Source organism: Psychroserpens sp. (assembly GCF_036960315.1).
Classification (GTDB): Bacteria; Bacteroidota; Bacteroidia; order Flavobacteriales; family Flavobacteriaceae; genus Psychroserpens.
Map to the genome: position 1 here is coordinate 1 of NZ_JBALVR010000001.1, position 22,477 is coordinate 22,477.

The 22,477-nt window shown below is 35.9% G+C and carries 19 protein-coding genes; 7 read left to right on the top strand and 12 right to left on the bottom strand.

The window, feature by feature from the left end; genetic code table 11:
* Nucleotides 1-2,918: T9SS type A sorting domain-containing protein (locus V7719_RS00005; RefSeq protein ID WP_335727795.1), on the top strand; the 2,918-nt coding region annotated here is incomplete at its 5' end.
* A gap of 314 nt (nt 2,919-3,232) precedes the next feature.
* Here the strand turns inward: V7719_RS00005 and V7719_RS00010 are convergent.
* From V7719_RS00010 to hemA, 12 genes are all read right to left on the bottom strand, one after another.
* The gene (locus V7719_RS00010) at nt 3,233-3,946 is read right to left on the bottom strand and encodes a 3'-5' exonuclease (protein WP_335727796.1); all 714 of its coding nucleotides are present in this window, start codon (nt 3,944-3,946) and stop codon (nt 3,233-3,235) included.
* Nucleotides 3,947-3,993: 47 nt separating this feature from the next.
* Nucleotides 3,994-5,154 (bottom strand): serine hydrolase domain-containing protein, encoded by a 1,161-nt coding sequence (locus V7719_RS00015; RefSeq protein WP_335727797.1) that lies wholly within the window; start codon nt 5,152-5,154, stop codon nt 3,994-3,996.
* Between the two features lie 182 nt (nt 5,155-5,336).
* Nucleotides 5,337-5,810 carry a methylated-DNA--[protein]-cysteine S-methyltransferase gene (locus tag V7719_RS00020; protein WP_335727798.1) on the bottom strand — a complete coding sequence of 158 codons (474 nt, stop codon included), beginning with the start codon at nt 5,808-5,810 and terminating at the stop codon, nt 5,337-5,339.
* A 2-nt stretch (nt 5,811-5,812) separates the two neighbouring features.
* Nucleotides 5,813-6,940 (bottom strand): hemolysin family protein, encoded by a 1,128-nt coding sequence (locus V7719_RS00025; protein WP_335727799.1) that lies wholly within the window; start codon nt 6,938-6,940, stop codon nt 5,813-5,815.
* A 31-nt stretch (nt 6,941-6,971) separates the two neighbouring features.
* Nucleotides 6,972-7,961, bottom strand: a complete 990-nt coding sequence (gene hemB, locus V7719_RS00030; RefSeq protein ID WP_335727800.1) for a porphobilinogen synthase — start codon at nt 7,959-7,961, stop codon at nt 6,972-6,974.
* A 62-nt stretch (nt 7,962-8,023) separates the two neighbouring features.
* Nucleotides 8,024-8,926 carry an oxygen-dependent coproporphyrinogen oxidase gene (gene hemF / locus V7719_RS00035; protein ID WP_335727801.1) on the bottom strand — a complete coding sequence of 301 codons (903 nt, stop codon included), beginning with the start codon at nt 8,924-8,926 and terminating at the stop codon, nt 8,024-8,026.
* 1 nt (nt 8,927) lies between these two features.
* On the bottom strand, nt 8,928-9,275 hold the full coding sequence (locus tag V7719_RS00040; protein ID WP_335727802.1) for a 5-carboxymethyl-2-hydroxymuconate Delta-isomerase: 348 nt from the start codon (nt 9,273-9,275) through the stop codon (nt 8,928-8,930).
* Between the two features lie 6 nt (nt 9,276-9,281).
* Nucleotides 9,282-9,815, bottom strand: coding sequence for a GNAT family N-acetyltransferase (locus V7719_RS00045; protein ID WP_335727803.1), 534 nt, complete (start codon nt 9,813-9,815; stop codon nt 9,282-9,284).
* Entirely contained in the window at nt 9,815-10,582 is a 768-nt protein-coding gene (locus tag V7719_RS00050; RefSeq protein WP_335727804.1) for an EI24 domain-containing protein, read from the bottom strand. The genes V7719_RS00045 and V7719_RS00050 overlap by 1 nt, the downstream gene beginning before the upstream one ends.
* A 145-nt stretch (nt 10,583-10,727) precedes the next feature.
* The gene (gene hemE / locus V7719_RS00055) at nt 10,728-11,753 is read right to left on the bottom strand and encodes a uroporphyrinogen decarboxylase (protein ID WP_335727805.1); all 1,026 of its coding nucleotides are present in this window, start codon (nt 11,751-11,753) and stop codon (nt 10,728-10,730) included.
* Nucleotide 11,754: 1 nt separating this feature from the next.
* Complete coding sequence (hemC, locus tag V7719_RS00060) at nt 11,755-13,329, bottom strand: hydroxymethylbilane synthase (RefSeq protein ID WP_335727806.1); 1,575 nt, start codon at nt 13,327-13,329, stop codon at nt 11,755-11,757.
* Nucleotides 13,322-14,584, bottom strand: coding sequence for a glutamyl-tRNA reductase (hemA, locus tag V7719_RS00065; protein ID WP_335727807.1), 1,263 nt, complete (start codon nt 14,582-14,584; stop codon nt 13,322-13,324). The genes hemC and hemA overlap by 8 nt, the downstream gene beginning before the upstream one ends.
* Nucleotides 14,585-14,754: 170 nt before the next feature.
* Here hemA and V7719_RS00070 point away from each other — a divergent pair, with 170 nt between their 5' ends.
* The 6 genes from V7719_RS00070 (at nt 14,755) to V7719_RS00095 (ending at nt 22,476) form a co-directional block, all read left to right on the top strand.
* The gene (locus V7719_RS00070) at nt 14,755-15,675 is read left to right on the top strand and encodes a helix-turn-helix transcriptional regulator (protein WP_335727808.1); all 921 of its coding nucleotides are present in this window, start codon (nt 14,755-14,757) and stop codon (nt 15,673-15,675) included.
* Nucleotides 15,676-15,756: 81 nt separating this feature from the next.
* Entirely contained in the window at nt 15,757-16,353 is a 597-nt protein-coding gene (locus V7719_RS00075) for a hypothetical protein (RefSeq protein WP_335727809.1), read from the top strand.
* A 51-nt stretch (nt 16,354-16,404) separates the two neighbouring features.
* Complete coding sequence (gene hemH / locus V7719_RS00080) at nt 16,405-17,436, top strand: ferrochelatase (protein ID WP_335727810.1); 1,032 nt, start codon at nt 16,405-16,407, stop codon at nt 17,434-17,436.
* The gene (locus V7719_RS00085; RefSeq protein ID WP_335727811.1) at nt 17,436-18,788 is read left to right on the top strand and encodes an MATE family efflux transporter; all 1,353 of its coding nucleotides are present in this window, start codon (nt 17,436-17,438) and stop codon (nt 18,786-18,788) included. Before hemH ends, V7719_RS00085 begins: the two co-directional genes overlap by 1 nt.
* 47 nt (nt 18,789-18,835) lie before the next feature.
* A complete protein-coding gene (locus V7719_RS00090; RefSeq protein WP_335727812.1) occupies nt 18,836-21,928 on the top strand; it encodes a VPS10 domain-containing protein in 3,093 nt (1,030 codons plus the stop codon).
* Nucleotides 21,928-22,476, top strand: a complete 549-nt coding sequence (locus V7719_RS00095; RefSeq protein ID WP_335727813.1) for a CopD family protein — start codon at nt 21,928-21,930, stop codon at nt 22,474-22,476. Before V7719_RS00090 ends, V7719_RS00095 begins: the two co-directional genes overlap by 1 nt.
* The last annotated feature ends 1 nt before the right edge of the window (nt 22,477 follow it).

Consider the following 22,477-nt stretch of genomic DNA (forward strand, 5'->3'; position numbering starts at 1 on the left):
GTTGGGATAATTATCAAATTGACACTGATGATACTTCACCAACATATTGTACATGGGTTAATATAGGATCAGAACCTTTGGAGCCAGTAGCGACAAACTGTTGGGACAATTATCAATTTGATGCTGATGATACTTCACCAACATACTGTACATGGATTAACTTAGGATCAGAACCCTTAGAGCCAGTAGCCACAAACTGTTGGGATAATTATCAAATTGATACTGATGATACTTCACCAACATACTGTACATGGATTAATTTAGGGTCAGAACCTTTGGAGCCAGTAGCCACAAACTGTTGGGATAATTATCAAATTGATGTTGATGATACTTCACCAACATACTGTACATGGGTTAACTTAGGGTCAGAACCTTTGGAGCCAGTTGCCACAAACTGTTGGGATGATTATCAATTCAATTTAACATCTTGTGCATGGGAAAACCAAGGGTCAGAACCGACAGAACCGACAGGTTTAGAATGCTGGGAAATAACAACATTCAATAACACAACATGTTTATGGGAAGTAAGTGGTGCACAACCTTTAGAGCCAACAGCCATAAATTGTTGGGATGATTACCAATTTAACACAATAACGTGTGTATGGGAAAACCAAGGGACAGAACCTTCAGAACCAACAGGATTAATTGCTGTTTCAATCACTAGCACAGGAGCAACTATAAATTGGGATGCTTCACCACCTTTAGATTTTGACTTAAGATATCGTGAAGTAGGCAGTTCTATTTGGATTGATATTCTAGATATAACAACAAATACACAAAACTTAACGGCGCTTACACCGCTTACACAATATGTGGTTCAAGTTCGAAGTAAATGTTCAATTGAATCTCCATCAGAGTATACCACTGCAATTACATTCACGACCCTAGATACTGTACTCAACTATTGTGGTTCTGCAAGTAATAATGCGAGCGAAGAATATATTAGTCGCGTGCAATTAAATACTATAGATAATACTTCTGGATCGCAAACCTATTCAGATTTTACAAGTATTTCAACTGCGTTAACTGAAGGAGAACAGTATAACATTACAATTACACCAATTTGGACGGGAACAGTTTATAATGAAGCGTATTCGGTGTGGATTGATTTCAATAAAGATGGTGATTTTGAGGATGCAGGAGAACAGGTGTTTACTCAAGGGAATACACAGGCACCGATAATAAATGGAAGCTTTACAATTCCAACAGGTACTTCAAGACAAAAAACTAGAATGCGTATTTCTATGAAATATAATGCACTACCAACGCCTTGCGAAATCTTTAATTTTGGAGAAGTCGAAGACTATTCAGTAACGCTTTATGGTTCTGATGATTTGATTTATTCAAATAGCGCTTGGACACCTTACGCACCTTCACCTATAACAGGAACAGATAACGCCATAATTTTAGATGGAACATATAGTATAATTGATGATATTCAAATTAATAATGTAAGAGTTGATGATGGCGCTGGAATAATTATAGAAAAATCAAAATCCTTAACGGTTAATGGCGACATAGTTACTAATGATAATGTCATTTTAGAATCAGATTCAGATGAGTACGCTAGTTTAATTGTGAATAATCTTGTCATTGGAGAGGCACAATATAAGCGACATGTTAACACAACAGCGAGCTCAGGAGGCAATGATTTAATTGCTCCACCAGTTTATGGAGAGTCGTTTATAGATTTTAGGGTGGCAAATCCAAATATTTTGAGTAATTCAACCAACACATTGTTTTTGTTTGGACCATTTGATAAAATTACAGCGTCGTATCTCCTCTATACGAATACTGAGACTGCATCATTGAATGCAGGAACAGGTTATAGAACAGCATCTACAGATGCTAGTACGTTTACATTTACTGGATTAGTAGAAACAGGAAATTTAAATGCTCCTGTAGTTATATCTGGACCAGGAAATCCTGAGTGGAACTTAATTGGGAATCCGTATCCTTCATACATTAATCTATCCGATTTCTTAAGTGCCAATAACTCTAAATTTGACAGTCAACGATCTGGAGTTTATGGTTATGATGGCAATGCTTCTGATGGTTGGGTCATTTGGAATCAAGCATATTCAGATGCTAATCCAAACGCCAAAATCACACCTGGACAAGGGTTTTTAATTGCTTCTGCAACAAACCAAGCAGAGATAGAGTTTACACCTAATATGCGCTCAATCGGAAGTGATGATGACTTTATTCTTGGAAGACAGGATGGTAGTAACGCAATTTCACATTTAAAATTAGAGATGACTAGCAGTTCAAAACTGTATATGACAGATTTTTATTTTACAGAAAATGCATCATTGGGATTAGATTATAACTATGACTCAGGACTATTTGGATCAGCACCTCCATTTTCAATCTATTCTCATTTGGTTCAAGAGAATGTAGGACGTAATTATGGAGTTCAATCTATAGGGACAACTAATTTATCTGATGTTGCCATACCTCTTGGTGTTCATGTTTCCGAAGGGCAACAAGTCACAATAAGTATTTCAGAAACAACACTTTCAGAAAGCATAGAAGTCTATTTAGAAGACACGCTTACTAATACATTTACGTTGTTAAATACATTGGATTATACCTTTACTGCAAATACAAATGTTACAGGAACAGGACGCTTCTTTTTAAGATTTGCCGAAACAACGTTAAACACCTCAAATAATGAGACAAATAAAATTGAGGTTTATACAACCACACAACCAAAGATGCTTTATGTTAAAGGGCAATTATTTGAAGACACCAAATTATCAATTTTTGACTTACAAGGTAGATTGATTAAAACGATGACTTTAAGCAATAGCCAAACAACACATCGTATAGATGTATCATCAATAAACACAGGTGTTTATATAGTGTCTTTAGAGAACGATTCGCAAGAGAAGACCGAGAAAGTTGTAATCAAATAATTAGTATTGGAAATAATGACATTTTCACGATATAGATTATGAAGAAGTAAAACAGAGTAACAAAAAATAAAAGGTCCAGATATGATGTCTGGACTTTTATTTGTGATCGATAACTTAACCGAGTGTCTATTAACTAGATTATCAATACACTTACCTGGTAACTAAGAGGTTTATATAAAGGATACTATTTCTAACACATTTACGCTGCTTAATTCAAGCAATTAGAGCTTTTCAGCAGAAAGTAATAGCTCTAGAACATATCTTATTAAAGTTAAAAACTCATTATCATATAGTTAGTTTTAATAATTCACAACTTATACATGAATAATCTCATTATCATGCAGTAGCTCGTCACCACGTAGTCTCAAGAAAATCTGAGCGACGGCAATGGTGTCTTTTTCGCAATAGGTAATAATACGATCGACTTCTTTTTCTTTGTAGTATACGCGATAGACTTCACTGCCATCAATATCATCTTTTGGTGATGGGATGCCTAAAACATTAGTCAATAATTTTAAAGAGGTATAGCTTTTATAGTCGCCAAATTTCCAGAGCTCCAACGTATCGAGATGCGGAACTTCCCATGGCTTTTTTCCGAAGAGATTTAATTTATAAGGTAATTCGATGTTATGAATAATCATGCGTCTAGCGATATATGGGAAGTCAAATTCCTTTCCATTATGAGCGCAAAGTAAGTGTTTGTTTGAGCTAAAATGTGTGATCAAGAGGTTTTTGAAATCTTTCAGAATCTTAACTTCATGACCATAAAAAGAAGTGACTCTAAATGTTCTTACATCACCTTCCGTTTTAAAATACCCAACCGAAATACAGACGATTTTACCAAACTCTGCCCAAATACCTGCACGATCATAAAATTCTTCTGCAGTAAATTCATCACGTCTTTGGTATTGGGATTTATGTTCCCAAAGCTCTTGTTTCGTCTCATCTAACTCCGAAAAATGTTCGGTTTCTGGTACCGTCTCAATATCTAAAAAGAGAATATTTTCTATATTTAATTTTGTAATCATGCCTTTTCCTGTTTTATAATTAAACGTGCTTTAGGGAATTGAGATTTTTAATTGATTGGCTGGCCTAACATTTTATAAGCTTCTTCAATATACAAACTAATATCGTCAGTGAAGGTTTTTGTGCCAATATCTGGAGACTTTTGATGTCCTAGTCTTACAATAATGATGTTGTCGTTAGGTTCTACAAAGACGTATTGTCCTAAATGCCCTCGCATCATAAAAAATTGCTTATCACCAACTTTGCGTAGCCACCAACCGTAACCATATTCAGGGCTTTCAGGAAAACGAGGTTTAATAGATTTTGAGACAAAAGCAGAGTCTAGGAGTTGTTGTCCGTTCCATTTTCCGTGGTCTTTATACAGTTTTCCAAAGCGTGCAAAGTCTTTAGCATTACTCGCAATACAACAGTAGGCTTTAACTAAATCGTGGTCTTCACTATCAACTTGCCATAGAGTAGAATTTTCTGAACCTAGAGGTTTCCAGAAACTGTCTTCAAAATAATTGTATAGTTTTTTACCAGTCGCTTTTTCAATGACCATAGCAAGCATTTGTGTATCGCCACTAGCATATTTAAAGCCTTGACCAGGTTCGTCAACAACCTTTAAACCATTCATCACTTTTGCTAAGTCATCATCAAAATAAGCGCGAGTTGTTATTGACAATGGTGAATAATAAGCTTCATCCCAATTGGTTCCAGATGACATTGATGATAAATCACCTACAGTCATTTTAGCCGCTTTTCCATCGCAAAATGCAGGAAGAAAATCACAAACCGGTTGATCTAAACTTTTGATATAACCATTCAAAATAGCTTTTCCCATTAATCCAGACACATAGCTTTTCGCCATAGAAAAGGAATTAGATTTTGAATTTTCATCAAAGCCATCATAATACTTTTCAAACCAAATACTGTCATTTTTAATGATAACATATGCTATGGTTCCCCAATCTTGATTCACTTTTTCGAGTTTAGGTGTTGTAGTTGCCGAGTTATAATCTTTATGATTGCTCCATGGTTGAGACGTTGCAGCTTCAATGGCTTGATTATCAAATTCTTTGTAGTCTTCTAAATAAGCTGTGGTGTAACCTTTCAGATAAATGGTTCGTACCGCTTTGATGAGGTAATCGGTATCTGTAATGTAAAGTACAAGTATGATTAAGCCGAAAAATACAATTAGGAATTTAAGGAATTTTTTAAGGAATTTCATTGGGATATCAATTATTTGTTTGTGCTACGCTCTTTGAGTTTCTCTTTATAAAAACGTTTATCTGCTATATATAGTGTTTTATTAAAAGTAGCAATAATATTTTGTTTGCCATCAACAAGGTGCATATTTATAAATGGTAGCAGTCTTCAAAAACCGTTCTAAAAACTTGGTAACTTTGTACATTAAAATAAAGATTGTTGTTTATACGGGCTCTCATGCTCTAGTAGCCATTGTTTTCTATGCAGTCCTCCAGCATAACCAGTTAAACTACCATCACTTCCAATAATACGATGGCAAGGCACTATAATCCAAAACGGATTTTTACCATTGGCATTAGCTACAGCTCTAATAGCTTTGACGTTTCCTAGTTGTTTAGAAAGTTCTAGATATGACCTTGTTTTTCCATAAGGAATTTTTTTCAACAATTTCCAAACTGATTTCTGAAAGTCCGTGCCATGTGGATTCAATGTTAAGTCAAATTGAGTGCGAACGCCTTCAAAATATTCTTGAAGTTGAATGACACAATCTTCAAGTACTATGGGAATGATATCGGTTTCTTTTTCTTCGGAATTTAATATAGTCACTTGGGAGATACCATCATCATCACCAACAATTTTGGTAAACCCTAGGGGAGATTTGATGATACAAGTTTCCATACTTATTCGTTTTCTTCCGAAGGTTTATCGTCGAGAATTCCCAGTTTTTTAGCTCTGGCTTCCCAATTTTTTCTCGCCATATGTTGAAGGTCTGAAACATTATCACTTTCGTCCATAATCTCAAGACCAAGTAAGGTTTCTATCACATCTTCCATAGTGACTAAACCACTTACAGAGCCATATTCATCAACCACTAAGGCCATATGATTTCTACTTTCTACTAATTGTTCGAATAACTTCGGAATGGGTAAGTTACGATCAACAACGATAATATGCCGTTTCAAATCGGACAGTTTTTTAGACCCATTATCTAAAGCCATTTCTTTAAAAATCTCATCCTTTAAAACAAGACCTTTAATATTGTCTGGATTATCTGAGTAAATAGGAATTCTTGAAAAACGCAAATTCATGTTTTTATTAAAAAAGTCTTCAACGGTTGTGTTTTCGTCTTCAGCTTTCATCACTGTTCTAGGTGTCATGACGTCTTTTGCGAAAACGTCCTTAAACGTCAGTAAGTTTTTTAGGATTTTGCTTTCATTTTCTTGAAAGACACCTTCTGCTTCTGCCATATCTGCCATAACGTGAAAATCTTCACGACTTAATACACTTCCATGATGTCCTTTGCCTCCAATTAATTTTGTAGTGAGCTGTAAAATCCATAGAATCCCTGTGTATTTTAATGGAGTGATTAAAAGTTTTAGGGCTTTAGTTGTAAAGTTAGCGAGTTGTTTCCAGTAGGTAGCGCCAATTGTTTTAGGGATAATTTCCGAAGCCACTAAAATTAAAATGGTCATTATAGTCGATACAACACCAACCATTAAGTCTTCTGTAAATTCAATGCCAAAAATTGATCGCGTCTTTGAACCGTATAATTCTATATAAGCCACTTTGGCCTGTACGCCAACCATAATTGCTCCAACAGTATGCGCAATCGTGTTTAGGGTTAAAATAGCAATTAAAGGTCTGTCTACATCTTTTTTTAAAGCCTCAAGTGATTCGGCATAGGCTTTACCTTCCTTTTTCTTAACATTAATAAAAGTGGGTGTTACGCTCAATAATACCGCTTCAAGAATAGAACATAAAAAAGAAAAGAAAATGGAAACGAATGCGAATAATAGAAGTAATCCCATCAGGTGGTTTTATGTTAGCTTTGTTACGAATTTACGATAATAATTTTACAACATCCTTAGCAAAATAAGAAGCAATCACATCTGCTCCAGCACGTTTAATGGCTGTGATTTGTTCTAACATCACAGCATCATGATCTAGCCAACCTTTTTGGGCTGCAGCTTTAAGCATAGCATATTCTCCAGAGACTTGATATACTGCAACAGGAACGTCGACTTCGTTTTTAATCTCACGAACAATATCTAAATAACATAAACCAGGTTTTACCATGACGATATCTGCACCTTCATCGATATCCATTTCGGTTTCTTTGATGGCTTCAAAACGATTAGCATAATCCATTTGGTAGGTTTTCTTATCCTTCGGAATGTCCTTAACATTAGCAGGAGCAGAATCTAAAGCATCACGAAAAGGGCCATAAAAAGCAGAGGCATATTTTGCCGAGTAACTCATGATACCTGTATCTGTAAATCCATCATCTTCTAAAGCCTCTCTAATACTTAAAATGCGTCCATCCATCATATCACTTGGCGCCACAAAATCGGCTCCAGCTTGAGCATGAGACAGGCTCATTTCCGCTAACACATCGACCGTATCATCATTGACGATTTTTCCGTTTTGTATAATACCGTCGTGACCATAAGATGAATAAGGATCGAGTGCGACATCTGTCATCACTAACATACCAGGGCACACATTCTTAACGGTTTTAATCGCTCGTTGCATCAGTCCGTTGGGATTCAAGGCTTCTGTGCCTTTATTATCTTTTAAGTTATCAGGCACTTTTACGAATAGTAAGACTGATTTTAAACCGAGTTTCCAGAGCTCTTTTACTTCGTTTTCTAGCAAGTCTAAACTGAAACGATAATAATTAGGCATCGAAGCGATTTCTTGCTTTATGCCTTTTCCTTCAACTATAAACAATGGAACAAGGAAATCGTTAGGTGTAATAATCGTTTCACGAACTAAGCTTCTAATTACTTCATTGGTTCTTAATCTTCGGTTTCTTCTTAATGGGAACATAATATACTATGTTTTAATTATTCATTGAGGTTTCGACAGTGCTCAACCTGACATTTACTTTACTAAACCCAATCAATTGGATGTTGTAATATGGTTATTAATCTTTCTTCTTCGCTTCCAGCTTCTGGATGATGATCATATACCCATTGCACATGAGGAGGTAAACTCATGAGTATACTTTCAATCCTTCCGTTGGTTTTTAATCCAAATAAGGTGCCTTTATCATGAACCAAATTAAATTCAACATAACGACCGCGACGAATTTCCTGCCAATTACGTTGGGCTTTTGTATACTCTAAGTTTTTTCGTTTTTCAACAATCGGAGCATAGGCATCCAGGAAACTATCGCCGACTTCAGTGACAAAATCATACCAGTTTTGCATGTTCATAGCTTCGGAAGCTTTACAATAATCAAAAAATAAACCACCAATACCACGACCTTCATTTCGGTGAGCATTGTAAAAGTATTCATCACAACGCGCTTTGTATTTTGGATAAAATTCTGTGTTATGCTTGTCGCAAGCTGTTTTACAACTCTGATGAAAATGTTTAGCATCATCTTCAAACAAATAGTAAGGGGTTAAATCTTGTCCACCACCAAACCATTGATCCACAATGTTACCATCTTGGTCATACATTTCGAAATAACGCCAATTCGCATGAACGGTTGGCACCATTGGGTTTTTAGGATGGAGTACCAGGCTTAAACCGCAGGCAAAGAAGTCGGCATCTTCAACGCCAAAATAGTTTTGCATTGCCTCTGGTAATTTACCATGAACACCAGAAACATTAACACCACCTTTTTCAAACACATTACCATTTTCAATCACGCGAGTTCTTCCACCTCCACCTTCAGGACGTTTCCATAGGTCTTCTTGAAACTTGGCTTTACCATCAATAGTTTCTAGTTTAGAAGTAATAGTGTCTTGTAATTCGTGTATGTATTTAAAGAACTGATCCTTCATTTTATACCATTGATTTATTACAATACGTTGCTTTTTCGAAATCCCTTATATTGATAGCAATAAAATCTATTGAAGGAAAAATCCGTTTCAATTGGATTACAATTTGTTGCGAAAGATTTGCTTTTTGTTCAGTAGTTCTTCCTTCCATAATGTTTGCAAAAACGTGAATAAAATCGTCTTTTTTCCCTCCAACTAAATAGTTTTCCTTAAATGGATTTAATCGTACTTTAATATCGCCTTTATCAAATAAACCAGATTTTTCTGCTGCTTCATGTACTGCTAAAAGTGTGTCTTCTGGAGCATTTAATTTCAAAATATTTTCTGAACAATCTATTACAAAATGTGGCATAATAATTTATTTATATAATTCGTATAACTCCATATCTAAAGGTTGTTCACCTGTAGGCGTGAATTCTTTTTCCAATGTTTTTTGCCATTCAAAGCTATTATTCAAAGCTACTTTCACACTTGGTAGATTGTCTTTATGGGCTATGATTTGAAGCGTTTCTATATCTAAATCATTAAACGCATGTTTTGATAGCGCATTAATGGATTTAGAAGCTAAACCTTGACCTTTAAAGGTGTAACCGATGCAATAAGCAAACTCGCCTTGTTTTTTATTCCAGTCGAGTTCCTTTATATAAATTAGACCTACAAGTTCTCTGGTTTCAGAATGTTTTAATGTGAATAAAAATTCGTCTTTTTTCTCAAACTGCTTAATCTTTTTTTCTACAAATAGTTGTGACAGTGTAGGGTTTAAATTCTGAGCTAAAGTTCCAGGGAAGTAATGTTTAAAACGATCAGCATTTGCGACCATCAAATCACAAATTTTCCAGGCATCTCCTTCATGGATGGCATTAATTTCGAAATTATTAAACTGAAGTATCATTAGGCTAAGGTTTTATGTTCTCCAAGACGGTTTTCTTCTTTAAGAATATTCACTGTATTTAATGAAGAGGCGGTTACACTCATTGGCAATACGAGGATAACACCAATAACAGGGATTAATAAAAACAACATAAAAACAATACCATTTCCTATAGCAACACCTTTATAGCGTCTAACAAACTGAATGCTTTCTCGGTACTTGAAATGTCGTTCCAGCGTATAATCCATATTACCAAAACCCGCGTAATAGGCTTGTACTAAAAACAACAGTACGGTAGAAAATATATTAACCACTGGAATAAAATTTAGCAGTAAGATAGGAATGGTTATTAGTAACTCCTTACCTAAATTCCTCATATTTATTCTAATCCCTCTCCAAAGCTGTTCTTGAAAAGTTGTTTTTCTGTGATGATGTTTTTCTACACCTGTTAAATGTGCTTCTATTTTTTCGGAAACCGGACTCATAAATGGCGCAGATAATGCCATAATGATATGCTTGTAAAGAATTAAACCGATTGCTATGATGATGATTGCTCCAATAAAGCTTGTTATTGAAGTGAACGTTTCTTTTCCCCAATCCCAAATCCAAATTTTTGCTAAGAAGCGTCCAAGATTATCTGATAAGCCATAAGCAGACAATCCAATTAGTGTTGCTGTGACAATGCTAATGATTATAGGAATAAAAAAGTATTTCCAAAGTTTGAGCTTTGAGATTAATGCCAAAGAACCTGTATATGCCTGGATGCCTTTTAAAATATTCTTTATCATAACATTTCCTGCGAAGGCAGGAATCTTTAAATTATAGTATTAATTGTCTCACAATTTGCGTTAGCGATGGAGCACTTGTTGGAGCTCATCTTTGATAGCGACTTGTGAGAGCGCGACCACTAGTGGTAACGCTACAAAAAATAATTTACGCTTTATATTCTTTGACAGCATCAATAAATGCTTTCGCATGATCTAACGGAATGTTAGGTAAAATACCATGACCTAAATTTACAATATATCTGTCTTTACCAAACTCATCAATCATTTGGTGTACCATTTTTTTAATTTCTGAAGGTGGAGAAAATAATCGTGTTGGGTCAAAATTACCTTGTAAGGTGATGTTTCCACCAGTTAGATAACGCGCATTTTTAGCAGAGCACGTCCAATCTATACCTAAAGCAGACGCTCCAGATTTTGCCATCTCGTCTAATGCAAACCAGCAGCCTTTTCCGAAGGCAATTACAGGAGCATCCTCTTTTAATGCATCTATAATTTGCTGAATATATTGCCAAGAAAATTCTTGATAATCAACAGGAGATAACATGCCTCCCCAAGAATCAAAGACCTGCACTGCATCACAACCAGCTTTCACTTTTTCTTTTAAATATGCGATAGTTGTATCTGTGATTTTTTGCAATAATTGATGTGCGGCCATTGGGTTTGTAAAACAAAACTCCTTGGCTTTATCAAAGTTTTTACTGCCTTGTCCTTGCACACAATAGCACAAAATTGTCCAAGGTGATCCTGCAAAACCAATTAAAGGAATCTCATCATTCAATTTTTCTTTCGTCGCTTTGATGGCTTCATAAACGTAATTCAGTGCCACTTTTACATCAGGAACAATCACGTTATCGACATCTTTTTGAGTGCGAACTGGATTTGGTAAGTATGGACCAAAGTTTGGTTTCATTTGTACTTCAAGATTCATAGCCTGCGGAATGACCAAAATATCGCTAAACAATATCGCGGCATCCATACCATAACGACGGATCGGTTGGACAGTAATTTCACTTGCTAATTCTGGTGTTTGGCATCGTGTAAAGAAATCGTACTTGGCTTTGATTTGCATGAATTCTGGAAGGTATCTGCCCGCTTGACGCATCATCCAAACAGGTGGACGCTCAACAGTTTCTCCTTTTAACGCTCTTAAAAATAAATCGTTTTTAATCATATTAAACGTAATGTTCATTTACTAATTCAACAACACTCTCTACTGTTGGAACTTTTGCAATTCTAACATCCTCAAAATGCTTGCTTGCTTCTTTTGCTGTAGTTTCTCCTATGCAAAATGCAATTACATTGTCATCATTTTCTTGCTTATAACTTTGCACTGTTGACGGACTGTAAAACATCACACCTTTTATATTATCATTAATTTTTGCCGAATCATATTTGGTTTCGTAAGCCGTCACTTCATTAACCTCTATGTGATTTTCTTTTAAAATCTCTGGTAATTCGTCTAATCGAATATCGCTACAAAAGTAAGTCACTTCAGTGCCTTCAATATAGTCTACGAGATATTCAGCCAAAGCTTTAGAATTGTTCTCAGTGTGTTTAACCTTACCGATTTTTCGTTCTACGAGACGTTTTGTGCGTCGTCCAACACAATAGATGTTTTCAAATTGTAATTCTTGAGCTGCGAAATTCGTTAGTAAAGCTTCAACAGCATTTTTACTGGTAATGATAACATTTTTTGGCATTGGTCGTAAGACTTTAGGTGTCATACGATTCAAACTTATCTTTATGAAATCGGAACTTTCAGAAACCACATCATCATGAAACAATTGCTTCTGGTCATCAGTTAATGTTTTGGTCGAATAGATATTTACACCTTGAGACGATTTTTTAAGATTGTCCATTAAACGTTTTCCGCCTCGCTCGATAATATAATCTGCACAAAACTGAGCTAATTCATGGTGCGAACCTAAAGCTACTGTACGCTGCACTTCTATTTTTTTGGTTCCATCAAGGCTTAATAAAACACCTTGAAAGTGCACCTCTTCATCTTTTACAAAAGCTAAAGCACCAATTGGAGCAGAGCACCCACCTTCTAAACGATTTAAAAATTCACGTTCTACAGACGTAGCGATTTCGCTCTCTTCATAATTGATTTCTGCACAAATGGCACGAATCTCTTCATCACTTTCTAAGGCTGTAATCATAATAGCACCTTGACCAGGCGCAGGAATCATCCATTCTAGATTGAAACTTTCTTCAGGCTTCATGTCTAGTCGACCCAATCCAGCTGCTGCGAAAATGGCACCATTCCAATCATTGTCTTCCAATTTATCTAAACGAGAGTTTACATTACCACGCAAACCAACCATAGTATGTGTTGGGTAACGATTTAACCATTGTGCTCTGCGACGTAAGCTTCCTGTTGCAATAATGGCCTCACGTTGTGATAAAAACTCTTCGTTATCTTTAAATACTAGGCAATCTCTAACATTACCACGTTTTAAAACAGCTGCTTGAACAATACCTTTTGGTAATACTGTTGGCACATCTTTAAGAGAATGTACTGCAATGTCAACTTCTTCGTTAAGCATTGCTATGTCTAATGTTTTGGTAAAAACACCAGTAATTCCTAGTTCGTAAATAGGTTTGTCAAGAACGATATCCCCTGTGGATTTTACAGGGACGAGTTGTGTTTTATGACCTAAATGTTCGAGTTGTTGTTGTACGGTTTTGGCTTGCCATAGCGCAAGTTCGCTATCACGTGTTCCAATTCTGATTGTTTTAGACATTGTCTTTAGTCGCTTCTAGTTGAAACACTTTTTTTATGAGTTCAAGGCTGTCGTCGGTTGAAACATCATCGCCTTTTAAATGATGTGCAAAGTGATTGGTGATTTTCTGAATGATATTATTGCTAATTAATTCGGCTTGCGCTTCATTAAAATTAGTCATTTTTTTGCGCTGTGTATCTAATTCGGCAGAAGCAAAATCTGCTAATTTATGTTTTAAAGCTTTAATCGTAGGAGCAAATTTCCGTGTAGATAGCCAAGCATTGAAATCAGTTTTAATCTCTTCAATAATGGCTTCGGCAACTGGAATATGTGTTTTTCTGCGCTCTAAAGTTTCATCTGTGATTTGAGATAAATCATCTAAATGTACGAGCGTCACATTATCTAAATCGGTGACGTTTGAATTCACGTTCTTCGGAATAGACAAGTCTAAAATCAATAAAGGCTTAGTGGTTTGAATACAATGTTTGTCAACTGTTGGGTTTTGAGCTCCAGTGGCAACAATCAGAATGTCTGAAATATTGATTTCTTCTTGTAGATTTGCATAGTCTTTCACCAGGACATTGAATTTGCCAGCAACAGCTTCTGCTTTATTTTTAGTTCGATTGATTAAAGTGATGTGCTCATTCTTGGTATGCTTTACCAAATTTTCACATGTATTTCTTCCAATTTTCCCGGTTCCGAAGAGTAAAATATTGTTTTCTGAAACGTTTTTGATGTTGTTCATGATATACTGAACAGAAGCAAAAGATACAGATGTTGCACCTGATGAAATTTCAGTTTCAGTTTTAATACGCTTAGATGCTTGAATGACGGCATTGATTAAACGCTCTAAAAATGGATTAAGTAATTGGTTTTTTTTGGATAGTCTTGCACTGATTTTTAACTGACTAATGATCTCAAAATCACCAAGGATTTGACTATCTAATCCAGAACCTACTCTAAAAATATGAGAGATGGCATCTTTGTTTTTTAAAACGTAAGCGACTTTTTGAAATTCTTCAACCGTACCTTTAGTATTATCACAAAGCAATTGAATCAATTGAAAGGGATGCTCTGCAAAACCATATATTTCAGTTCGATTACAAGTGGAGGTGACCACAAGACTTTCGATACCATTTTGCTTGGCCTGATTTAATACAGCAAGTTTGGATGTATCATCTAAACTAAAATGACCACGAATTTCGGCATCAGCTTTTTTATAGCTGAGACCAATAGAATAAAATGTTGTGCCTTTCGACCTATTGTAGTGCTCCATACCTGATTTGGAAAATTACTCAAGCAAATATATTGAGGACTGTTGATAAAAAACAACGCTGGAAGAACTTTAAGTATCGTTTGTGGTTTTTTAATGGTATTTCTTAATATAATATGATAAATATCATACTTTTGTAGTGAAATCAAGGCTTTAAAACACTTTAGTTTAGAATGAATCTAAATAACAACAAAAATAATTCTGATTTTTCTGTTTCGAAAAACACCGCTAGAGGTTCGTTTGCAGAAACAAAATTGGATGACGGCTTTTTAGTACTCACGTATCGTAATGAGTCCAATGATATTCAAACGGTTGAACGGAATATTGATAATCGGTTTATTCAGTTTCACTTTTGTATCAAGGGATCTAGCGAATTTATCTTTAATAATGGTAATTACCGATTGAAAATAGAAGCCGAAAACTCGCTGTTATTATACAACCCGCAACGTGATTTGCCTATTCATTTAGAAGTGCACTCTAAGTCCTGGTTGGTTTCTATCTTGGTATCTATTAAAAAGTTTCATGGTTTGTTTTCACAAGAAGCCGATTATATTCCCTTTTTGAGTGATGAGAATAAAGATAAAAAATATTATAAAGATGGAAAGATTACACCATCTATGGCTATTGCGCTCAATCAATTGATTAATTATAATCTCAATTCATCTATCAAAACGCTTTATTTTAAAGGAAAAGCATTGGAGCTGTTGAGCTTATATTTCAATAGGAGCGAAGATGCCGATATTGAGCAATGTCCGTTTTTGGTAGACGAAACGAACGTAATTAAAATCCGTGAAGCCAAAGACATCATCATATCTAGAATGGCTGAACCACCAACCTTACAAGAACTTTCCGAAGAAATAGGATTGAGTCTTAAAAAACTAAAAGAAGGTTTCAAACAAATCTATGGCGATTCTGTGTTCAGTTTCTTGTTCGACTACAAAATGGAAGTCGCTAGAAAACTTCTAGAGGCAGGAAACCATAATGTCAATGAAGTTGGGCACAAAGTCGGTTACAGCACATCGAGTCATTTTATTTCGGCTTTTAAAAAGAAATATGGAACCACACCAAAGAAATATTTGATGGCTTTGGGTTAAATGTATATTAACAGTTTTCAATTTAATTTAGCATAAAAAATACTATCGTATTTTTGCAAAACAAACAATAAAAAGTATCCTATGAAATTTCTTAGCACAGTAGCAGTTACTTTATTAGTTACATGTTCCAGCTTTGCGCAGTCACAAGCAGAAATCACTAAACATGCCCAAGTCTATTTTGACTACATGACCAATCTAAATCTTGATAGTGTATTAGATTATATGCATCCAAAGGTATTTGAAATGGCTTCAAGAGAACAGATGAAAGCAGGAATGGAACAAATGTTTAATTCTGAAGAAATGAAAATTGAGTTTATCTCCAACGATGTAACCAGTGTTACAGATGAGAAAGAAGTAGATGGTGTTACTTATGCAGCAGTTTTTTATAATAGTGAAATGAAAATGACATTTGTTTCTGAAATGGATAAACCTGAAGAAGACAGAAAAGGGTTTTTAGAGCATATGAAAACAACCATGGATGCGCAATTTGGTGAAGGTAATGTGACTTCGGACTTAAAAACGATGTCATTAATTATCACATTGGATTCAAATATGTTTGCTATAAAAGATCCTAAATATAAAGGGTGGAAATTTATTGGGAATGATGATTCTATGAAACAATTGGTTGATACAGTAATTCCTGAAAGCATCAGAACAGAATTACTAAATGAAAAATAGGGTAGGTCTTAGCTTATTTTTATAAAAATTGCTAAAAAGAAAAGGAAACACATGAAAGGAGTCTTACTTGTTAATTTAGGTTCGCCAGAAAGCCCAGAACCAAAAGATGTTAAGAAATATTTGGGAGAATTTTTAATGGATGAACGTGTGATTGATGTTCCGCTTTGGGCAAGAACATTGCTTGTTAAAGGAATCATCTTAAACACACGCCCAAAAGCGTCAGCCGCTGCCTATAAAAAAATATGGTGGGATGAAGGTTCACCTTTAATTGTGCTTTCTGAGCGTCTTCAAAATAAAATACAAAAGCAAACTACTTTGCCGATTGCTTTAGCCATGCGCTACGGAAGTATGACCATTAAAAAAGGACTTCAGGAACTGGTAGATAAGGGCGTGGATGAGGTGTTTTTAATTCCGTTATATCCACAGTTTGCTATGGCTACAACAGAAACAATCGTAGTGCTTGCTGAAGAGATTAGACAAGCACATTTTCCGCAGATAACCATCAACGATTTAAAATCATTTTATAATAAGTCAGATTATATTGAGGTCTTATCAAATTCTATTGCCAAGCATTTAGAAGGAAAAGATTACGAGCATTTATTATTCTCATATCATGGCGTTCCAGAGCGACATATAAGAAAAAGTGACGTGACTAAATCGCACTGTAAAATCGATGGAAGTTGTTGTGCAACACCTTCTCCAGCCCATGAGTTTTGCTACAGACATCAATGTAAAGAAGTGACCAGATTAGTCGGTGAAAAACTGAACCTCAAGGAAGGTGCGTTTTCTACATCTTTCCAATCCCGTTTAGGATTTGATCCATGGTTACAACCTTACACAGATCGAACGATCGAACGTTTAGGAAAAGAAGGCATCAAAAAGTTGGCCATAGTAACTCCTGCATTTGTAAGTGATTGTCTAGAAACACTTGAAGAAATTGCTATGGAGGGCGAAGAAATTTTCCATGAAATGGGAGGAAAAGACTTTACGACAATTCCGTGTTTAAATGACGACAAAGAATTTGTAGATGTATTATCTAAATGGATTAACGAATGGGCAATGTCTGAAACCGTTGCTATTTAATGGCAAAAACCAATTCTAAAGATTTAGGAACACAACCTATAAGCAAGCTCTTAATTAAACAAGCCGTTCCTGCATCGATAGGGATCTTGGTAATGTCACTCAATATTTTGGTCGATACCATTTTTGTTGGCCAATGGATTGGGTCTACAGCTATTGCTGCCATTAACGTTGTACTTCCAGTATCGTTTTTTATTGCGGCTTTAGGAATGGCAATTGGTGTTGGTGGATCTTCTATTATTTCTCGAGCTCTAGGAGCCGAAAATAAGCCAAAAGCCCTAAAAACATTTGGGAATCAACTGACGTTAACCTTTCTGTTTACGATTACATTTGCCGTTTTCGGACTTTATTTTGTGGATTCACTCATTCCTGCCTTTGGAGGAAAAGGAAACATTTTTGAGCCAGCAAAAGAGTATTACGAAATCATTCTCTATGGCGTCCCTGTTTTAGGATTTGTTATGATGGGGAATACTGTTATTCGTGCCGAGGGAAATCCAAAATATGCCATGTATGCAATGCTTATTCCATCTATTGGAAATTTAGTATTTGATTACCTTTTTATTAATGTATTTGATTTAGGAATGGCTGGTGCTGCATGGGCAACCACTGGATCTTATATTGTATCATTCCTATTTATATTTTGGTATTTTCTATCGAAGAACTCCGAATTGAAAATCAATTTATCTCATTTCGGATTAGATAGATCCATCGTATCCGAAATTGGCTCTTTAGGGTCTGTTACCTTAGCAAGACAAGCCATCGTAAGTGTCACATTCTTATTGGTTAATAATGCGCTTTATAATTTTGGTGGTGAGACCTCTGTGACCGCTTATGCTATTGTTGGTAGAATGATGATGTTTGCATTATTTCCAGTTTTTGGAATCACACAAGGGTTTATTCCTATTGCAGGATACAATTATGGAGCCGGACAGCACCAGCGTGTTAAAGAAGTGATTTTCACAGCAATTAAATACGCAACTATTCTAGGTACTATTGTATTTATGGGTTTAATGTTCTTTCCTGAAGTGATTACAAAATGGTTTACAAATGACGTAGATGTACTGAGAATTACGCCAAATAATATGCGATGGGCATTTGCTGCTGTGCCTATTTTAGCACTACAACTTATAGGTGCTGCTTATTTTCAAGCCGTTGGAAAAGCATTACCAGCCTTATTATTAACATTGACTAGGCAAGCCATTTTCTTTATTCCACTCATGTATATCATGCCCGTATTTTTTGGAGAATTAGGGATTTGGATGTCATTTCCAATATCAGATGTTCTATCTACAATTGTAACGGCTTTCTTTTTACGTCGTGAGGTCAAGTTAAAATTGAATAAGACCACAGCATAATATTTTTTTATGCTTATTTTTAAGCTATTAATAAAACCATCCAAACAATGAGACTTATTATTACACTATTGTGTCTTTTTCTCTTCGGGAGTTTGACGCAACTAGAAGCCCAATCTTTCGATGAATCCCAATACGATGCTTTAGAGTATCGATTACTTGGTCCTTTTCGTGGTGGACGAAGCGCAGCAGTAACGGGTGTTCCAAATAAACCTAATCTGTATTACTTTGGTTCGACAGGTGGTGGTATATGGAAAACTTTAGATGGAGGACGTAGTTGGGATAATATTTCTGATGGATTTTTCGGTGGAAGTATTGGAGCAATTACAGTGTCCAAAAGTGATCCGAATGTAATGTATGTTGGTGGAGGAGAAAAAACCGTTCGTGGAAATGTATCTTCAGGATATGGTATTTGGAAAAGTGTCGATGCAGGAAAAACATGGACTTCCGCAGGCTTAAAAAACTCACGCCATGTTCCTAGAATTGCTGTTGATCCAACAGATCATAATGTCGTTTACGCAGGTGTTTTAGGAAATATTTATAAACCTACTCAAGATAGAGGTGTCTATAAAAGTGTAGATGGTGGAAAGACTTGGAAGAAAACTCTATTTGCCAATGAGCAAGCTGGAGTTGTCGACTTATTGATTGATCCAACCAACCCAAGAATTCTATATGCATCGACCTGGAGAGTACAACGTACGCCTTATAGTTTGAGTTCTGGAGGTGATGGTTCAGCACTTTGGAAAAGTACAGATAAAGGTGAGACTTGGACAGAGATTTCAACTCATAAAGGTTTTCCAGAAGGAACTTTAGGTATTATTGGCGTTACAGTTTCGCCAGTAAACAATCAACGTGTTTGGGCAATTGTAGAGAATAAAGATAAAGGCGGATTGTATCGTAGTGACGATGGAGGAGAAACTTGGAACCTGGTCAACAGCGAACGTAAATTACGACAACGCGCTTGGTATTATACGAGGCTTTATGCAGATACTAAAGATGCAGATGTGGTTTATGTATTGAATGTGCGTTATCACAAAAGTACAGATGGAGGAAAAAAGTTCAGTACTTACAATGCGCCTCATGGAGATCATCACGATTTATGGATTGCTCCAGAAGACCCTAACCGCATGATTATTGGCGATGATGGAGGTGCTCAAATCACTTACGATGGAGGCGAAACTTGGAGTTCTTATCGCAATCAGCCAACATCTCAGTTTTATCGTGTAACGACAGATAATCATTTCCCATATCGTATTTACGCAGCTCAACAAGATAATTCTACAGTTAGAATTCCGCATAGAACCGATGGCCGTTCAATTACTGAAGACGATTGGGAAGGTACAGCTGGAGGAGAATCGGCTCATATCGCTATAGATCCTGAGGATAATGACATTATTTATGGTGGAAGTTACGACGGATTCTTAACCAGAGTCAATCATAAACGCGGAACAGTTAGAGCTATTAATGTTTGGCCAGACAATCCAATGGGTCATGGCGCTGAAGGGATGAAATATCGTTTTCAGTGGAATTTTCCTATAATATTTTCAAAACATAATCCTGACCGTTTGTATACGTTTTCACAGCATGTCCATGTCACCGAAAATGAAGGTCAATCCTGGAAGATTATTAGTCCGGATTTAACCAGAAACGACCCTGAAAAATTAAAATCTTCAGGAGGACCAATTACACAAGATAATACATCGGTAGAATACTATTGTACCATTTTTGCAGCTCAAGAGTCTCCTGTGACTGAAGGTTTGCTTTGGGTTGGAAGTGACGATGGATTGATTCACGTGACGAAGGATGGCGGACAAAACTGGGAAAATGTGACGCCTAAAGGTATGCCAGAATGGATGATGATTAATAGTATAGAGCCAAGTGCTTTTGATGCAGGAACCTGTTATGTAGCAGGAACGAAATATAAAACTGGTGATTTTGCACCTTATTTATATAAAACGACAGACTACGGAAAGACATGGAAGAAAATCACAGATGGTATCAATCCTGAGCATTTTACAAGAGTATTACGAGAAGACCCAAAACGAAAAGGTTTGTTGTATGCAGGAACCGAAACGGGAATGTATATTTCGTTTAATGATGGAAAAAACTGGAAACCATTTCAGTTGAACCTTCCAATAGTACCTATTACGGATTTAGCTTTAAAAGACAATAATTTGATTGTGGCTACACAAGGGAGAAGCCTTTGGATGATTGACGATTTAACAGTTTTACATCAACTTTACGGTTCTAATTTGGAAGAGGATAAATTGTTCAAACCAAAAGACACCTACCGAATGGATGGTGGTTCTAGAAAAGGGAGTAAAACAGCAGGAACGAATCACCCTAGTGGCGTGATGACGTATTTCAATTTAAAAAGTTATGATGCGGAAAACGATGAGGTATCACTAACCTATTTTGATCCTAAAGGTGACACGATAAAGATATTTTCCACAAAAAACAAAAAGAAAGATAAATTAGAAGTGAAAAAAGGAATGAACCAGTTTGTTTGGAACATGACTTATGATGGTGCCGAAAAATTAGACGGAATGATTCTTTGGTGGGCAAGTTTGACTGGTCCTCAGGCGATTCCGGGAACCTATAAAGCGCATCTCAATGTTAATGGAACAGCAACATCCCAATCGTTTACTATTATTGCAGACCCAAGAGCAGAAAGTTCTCAGGCGGATATGCAAAAGCAGTTTGATTTTATAAAAGACATCAATAAAACTATGGATGATGCGCATAAATCCATCAAGAAAATTAGAAATATTAAAAAACAACTTTCAGCTTTTGAAACCCAATATAAGGGAGATGAAAGCTTGGAACAACTGTTAGAAGACGCAAAAAAGCTTGAAGATGAATTTACCAAGATTGAAGAAGCTTTGTATCAAACTAAAAACCGAAGTGTACAAGACCCTTTGAATTTCCCCATTCGGTTAACCAATAAATTAGGGCATTTAAATTCGTTAGTTAGTATGGGGGATTTTGCACCTACAGATCAAGACATCGTTGTTAAAAATGAATTAACCGCTAAGATTAAAGAGCAATTAGATGCGTTTAACACATTGGTTAGCGATGAAATAACTGCATTTAATAATGCATTTAATGAAAAAAAGTTAAACTATTTGTTTGTTGAAGATTGATGGAATATTACAACTACGTTAAATCACTGCATCTAATTTTTGTTATCACTTGGTTTGCAGGCTTATTTTATATTCCAAGACTATTTGTATATCAAATAGAAGCATTTCATAAGCCCTCACCTGAAAAGGAAATTCTAGGTAAGCAACTCAAATTAATGGCCAAGCGCTTGTGGAATATCATCACATGGCCTTCTGCTATTTTGGCAACGGTTTTTGCTGTTTGGTTGTTGGTGCTTCAGCCTATTTGGTTGCAGCAACCATGGATGCATGTCAAGCTCGTTTTTGTAGTAGCACTTATTTTGTATCAGCTTAAAACACATCAGTTCTACAAACAATTGCAACGCGATGAGGTCAAAAAAACCTCTAATTTTATGCGCCTTTGGAATGAAGGGGCGACCTTTATTTTATTTGCTGTTGTGTTCTTGGTGATTCTAAAAAGTGCCATTAATTGGGTATTTGGTGTTATTGGAATTCTAGTTTTAGGCGTGCTATTAATGTTAGGCTTTAAAATTTATAAAAACATAAGAGGCAAAAACCCAGATGCATAAC

Coding starts and splice junctions, on each gene's coding strand:
- V7719_RS00010 (WP_335727796.1), bottom strand. CDS start 3,946: ATGATTACAAAATTAAATATAGAAAATATTCTCTTTTTAGATATTGAG.
- V7719_RS00015 (WP_335727797.1), bottom strand. CDS start 5,154: ATGAAATTCCTTAAAAAATTCCTTAAATTCCTAATTGTATTTTTCGGC.
- V7719_RS00020 (WP_335727798.1), bottom strand. CDS start 5,810: ATGGAAACTTGTATCATCAAATCTCCCCTAGGGTTTACCAAAATTGTT.
- V7719_RS00025 (WP_335727799.1), bottom strand. CDS start 6,940: ATGGGATTACTTCTATTATTCGCATTCGTTTCCATTTTCTTTTCTTTT.
- hemB (WP_335727800.1), bottom strand. CDS start 7,961: ATGTTCCCATTAAGAAGAAACCGAAGATTAAGAACCAATGAAGTAATT.
- hemF (WP_335727801.1), bottom strand. CDS start 8,926: ATGAAGGATCAGTTCTTTAAATACATACACGAATTACAAGACACTATT.
- V7719_RS00040 (WP_335727802.1), bottom strand. CDS start 9,275: ATGCCACATTTTGTAATAGATTGTTCAGAAAATATTTTGAAATTAAAT.
- V7719_RS00045 (WP_335727803.1), bottom strand. CDS start 9,815: ATGATACTTCAGTTTAATAATTTCGAAATTAATGCCATCCATGAAGGA.
- V7719_RS00050 (WP_335727804.1), bottom strand. CDS start 10,582: ATGATAAAGAATATTTTAAAAGGCATCCAGGCATATACAGGTTCTTTG.
- hemE (WP_335727805.1), bottom strand. CDS start 11,753: ATGATTAAAAACGATTTATTTTTAAGAGCGTTAAAAGGAGAAACTGTT.
- hemC (WP_335727806.1), bottom strand. CDS start 13,329: ATGTCTAAAACAATCAGAATTGGAACACGTGATAGCGAACTTGCGCTA.
- hemA (WP_335727807.1), bottom strand. CDS start 14,584: ATGGAGCACTACAATAGGTCGAAAGGCACAACATTTTATTCTATTGGT.
- V7719_RS00070 (WP_335727808.1), top strand. CDS start 14,755: ATGAATCTAAATAACAACAAAAATAATTCTGATTTTTCTGTTTCGAAA.
- V7719_RS00075 (WP_335727809.1), top strand. CDS start 15,757: ATGAAATTTCTTAGCACAGTAGCAGTTACTTTATTAGTTACATGTTCC.
- hemH (WP_335727810.1), top strand. CDS start 16,405: ATGAAAGGAGTCTTACTTGTTAATTTAGGTTCGCCAGAAAGCCCAGAA.
- V7719_RS00085 (WP_335727811.1), top strand. CDS start 17,436: ATGGCAAAAACCAATTCTAAAGATTTAGGAACACAACCTATAAGCAAG.
- V7719_RS00090 (WP_335727812.1), top strand. CDS start 18,836: ATGAGACTTATTATTACACTATTGTGTCTTTTTCTCTTCGGGAGTTTG.
- V7719_RS00095 (WP_335727813.1), top strand. CDS start 21,928: ATGGAATATTACAACTACGTTAAATCACTGCATCTAATTTTTGTTATC.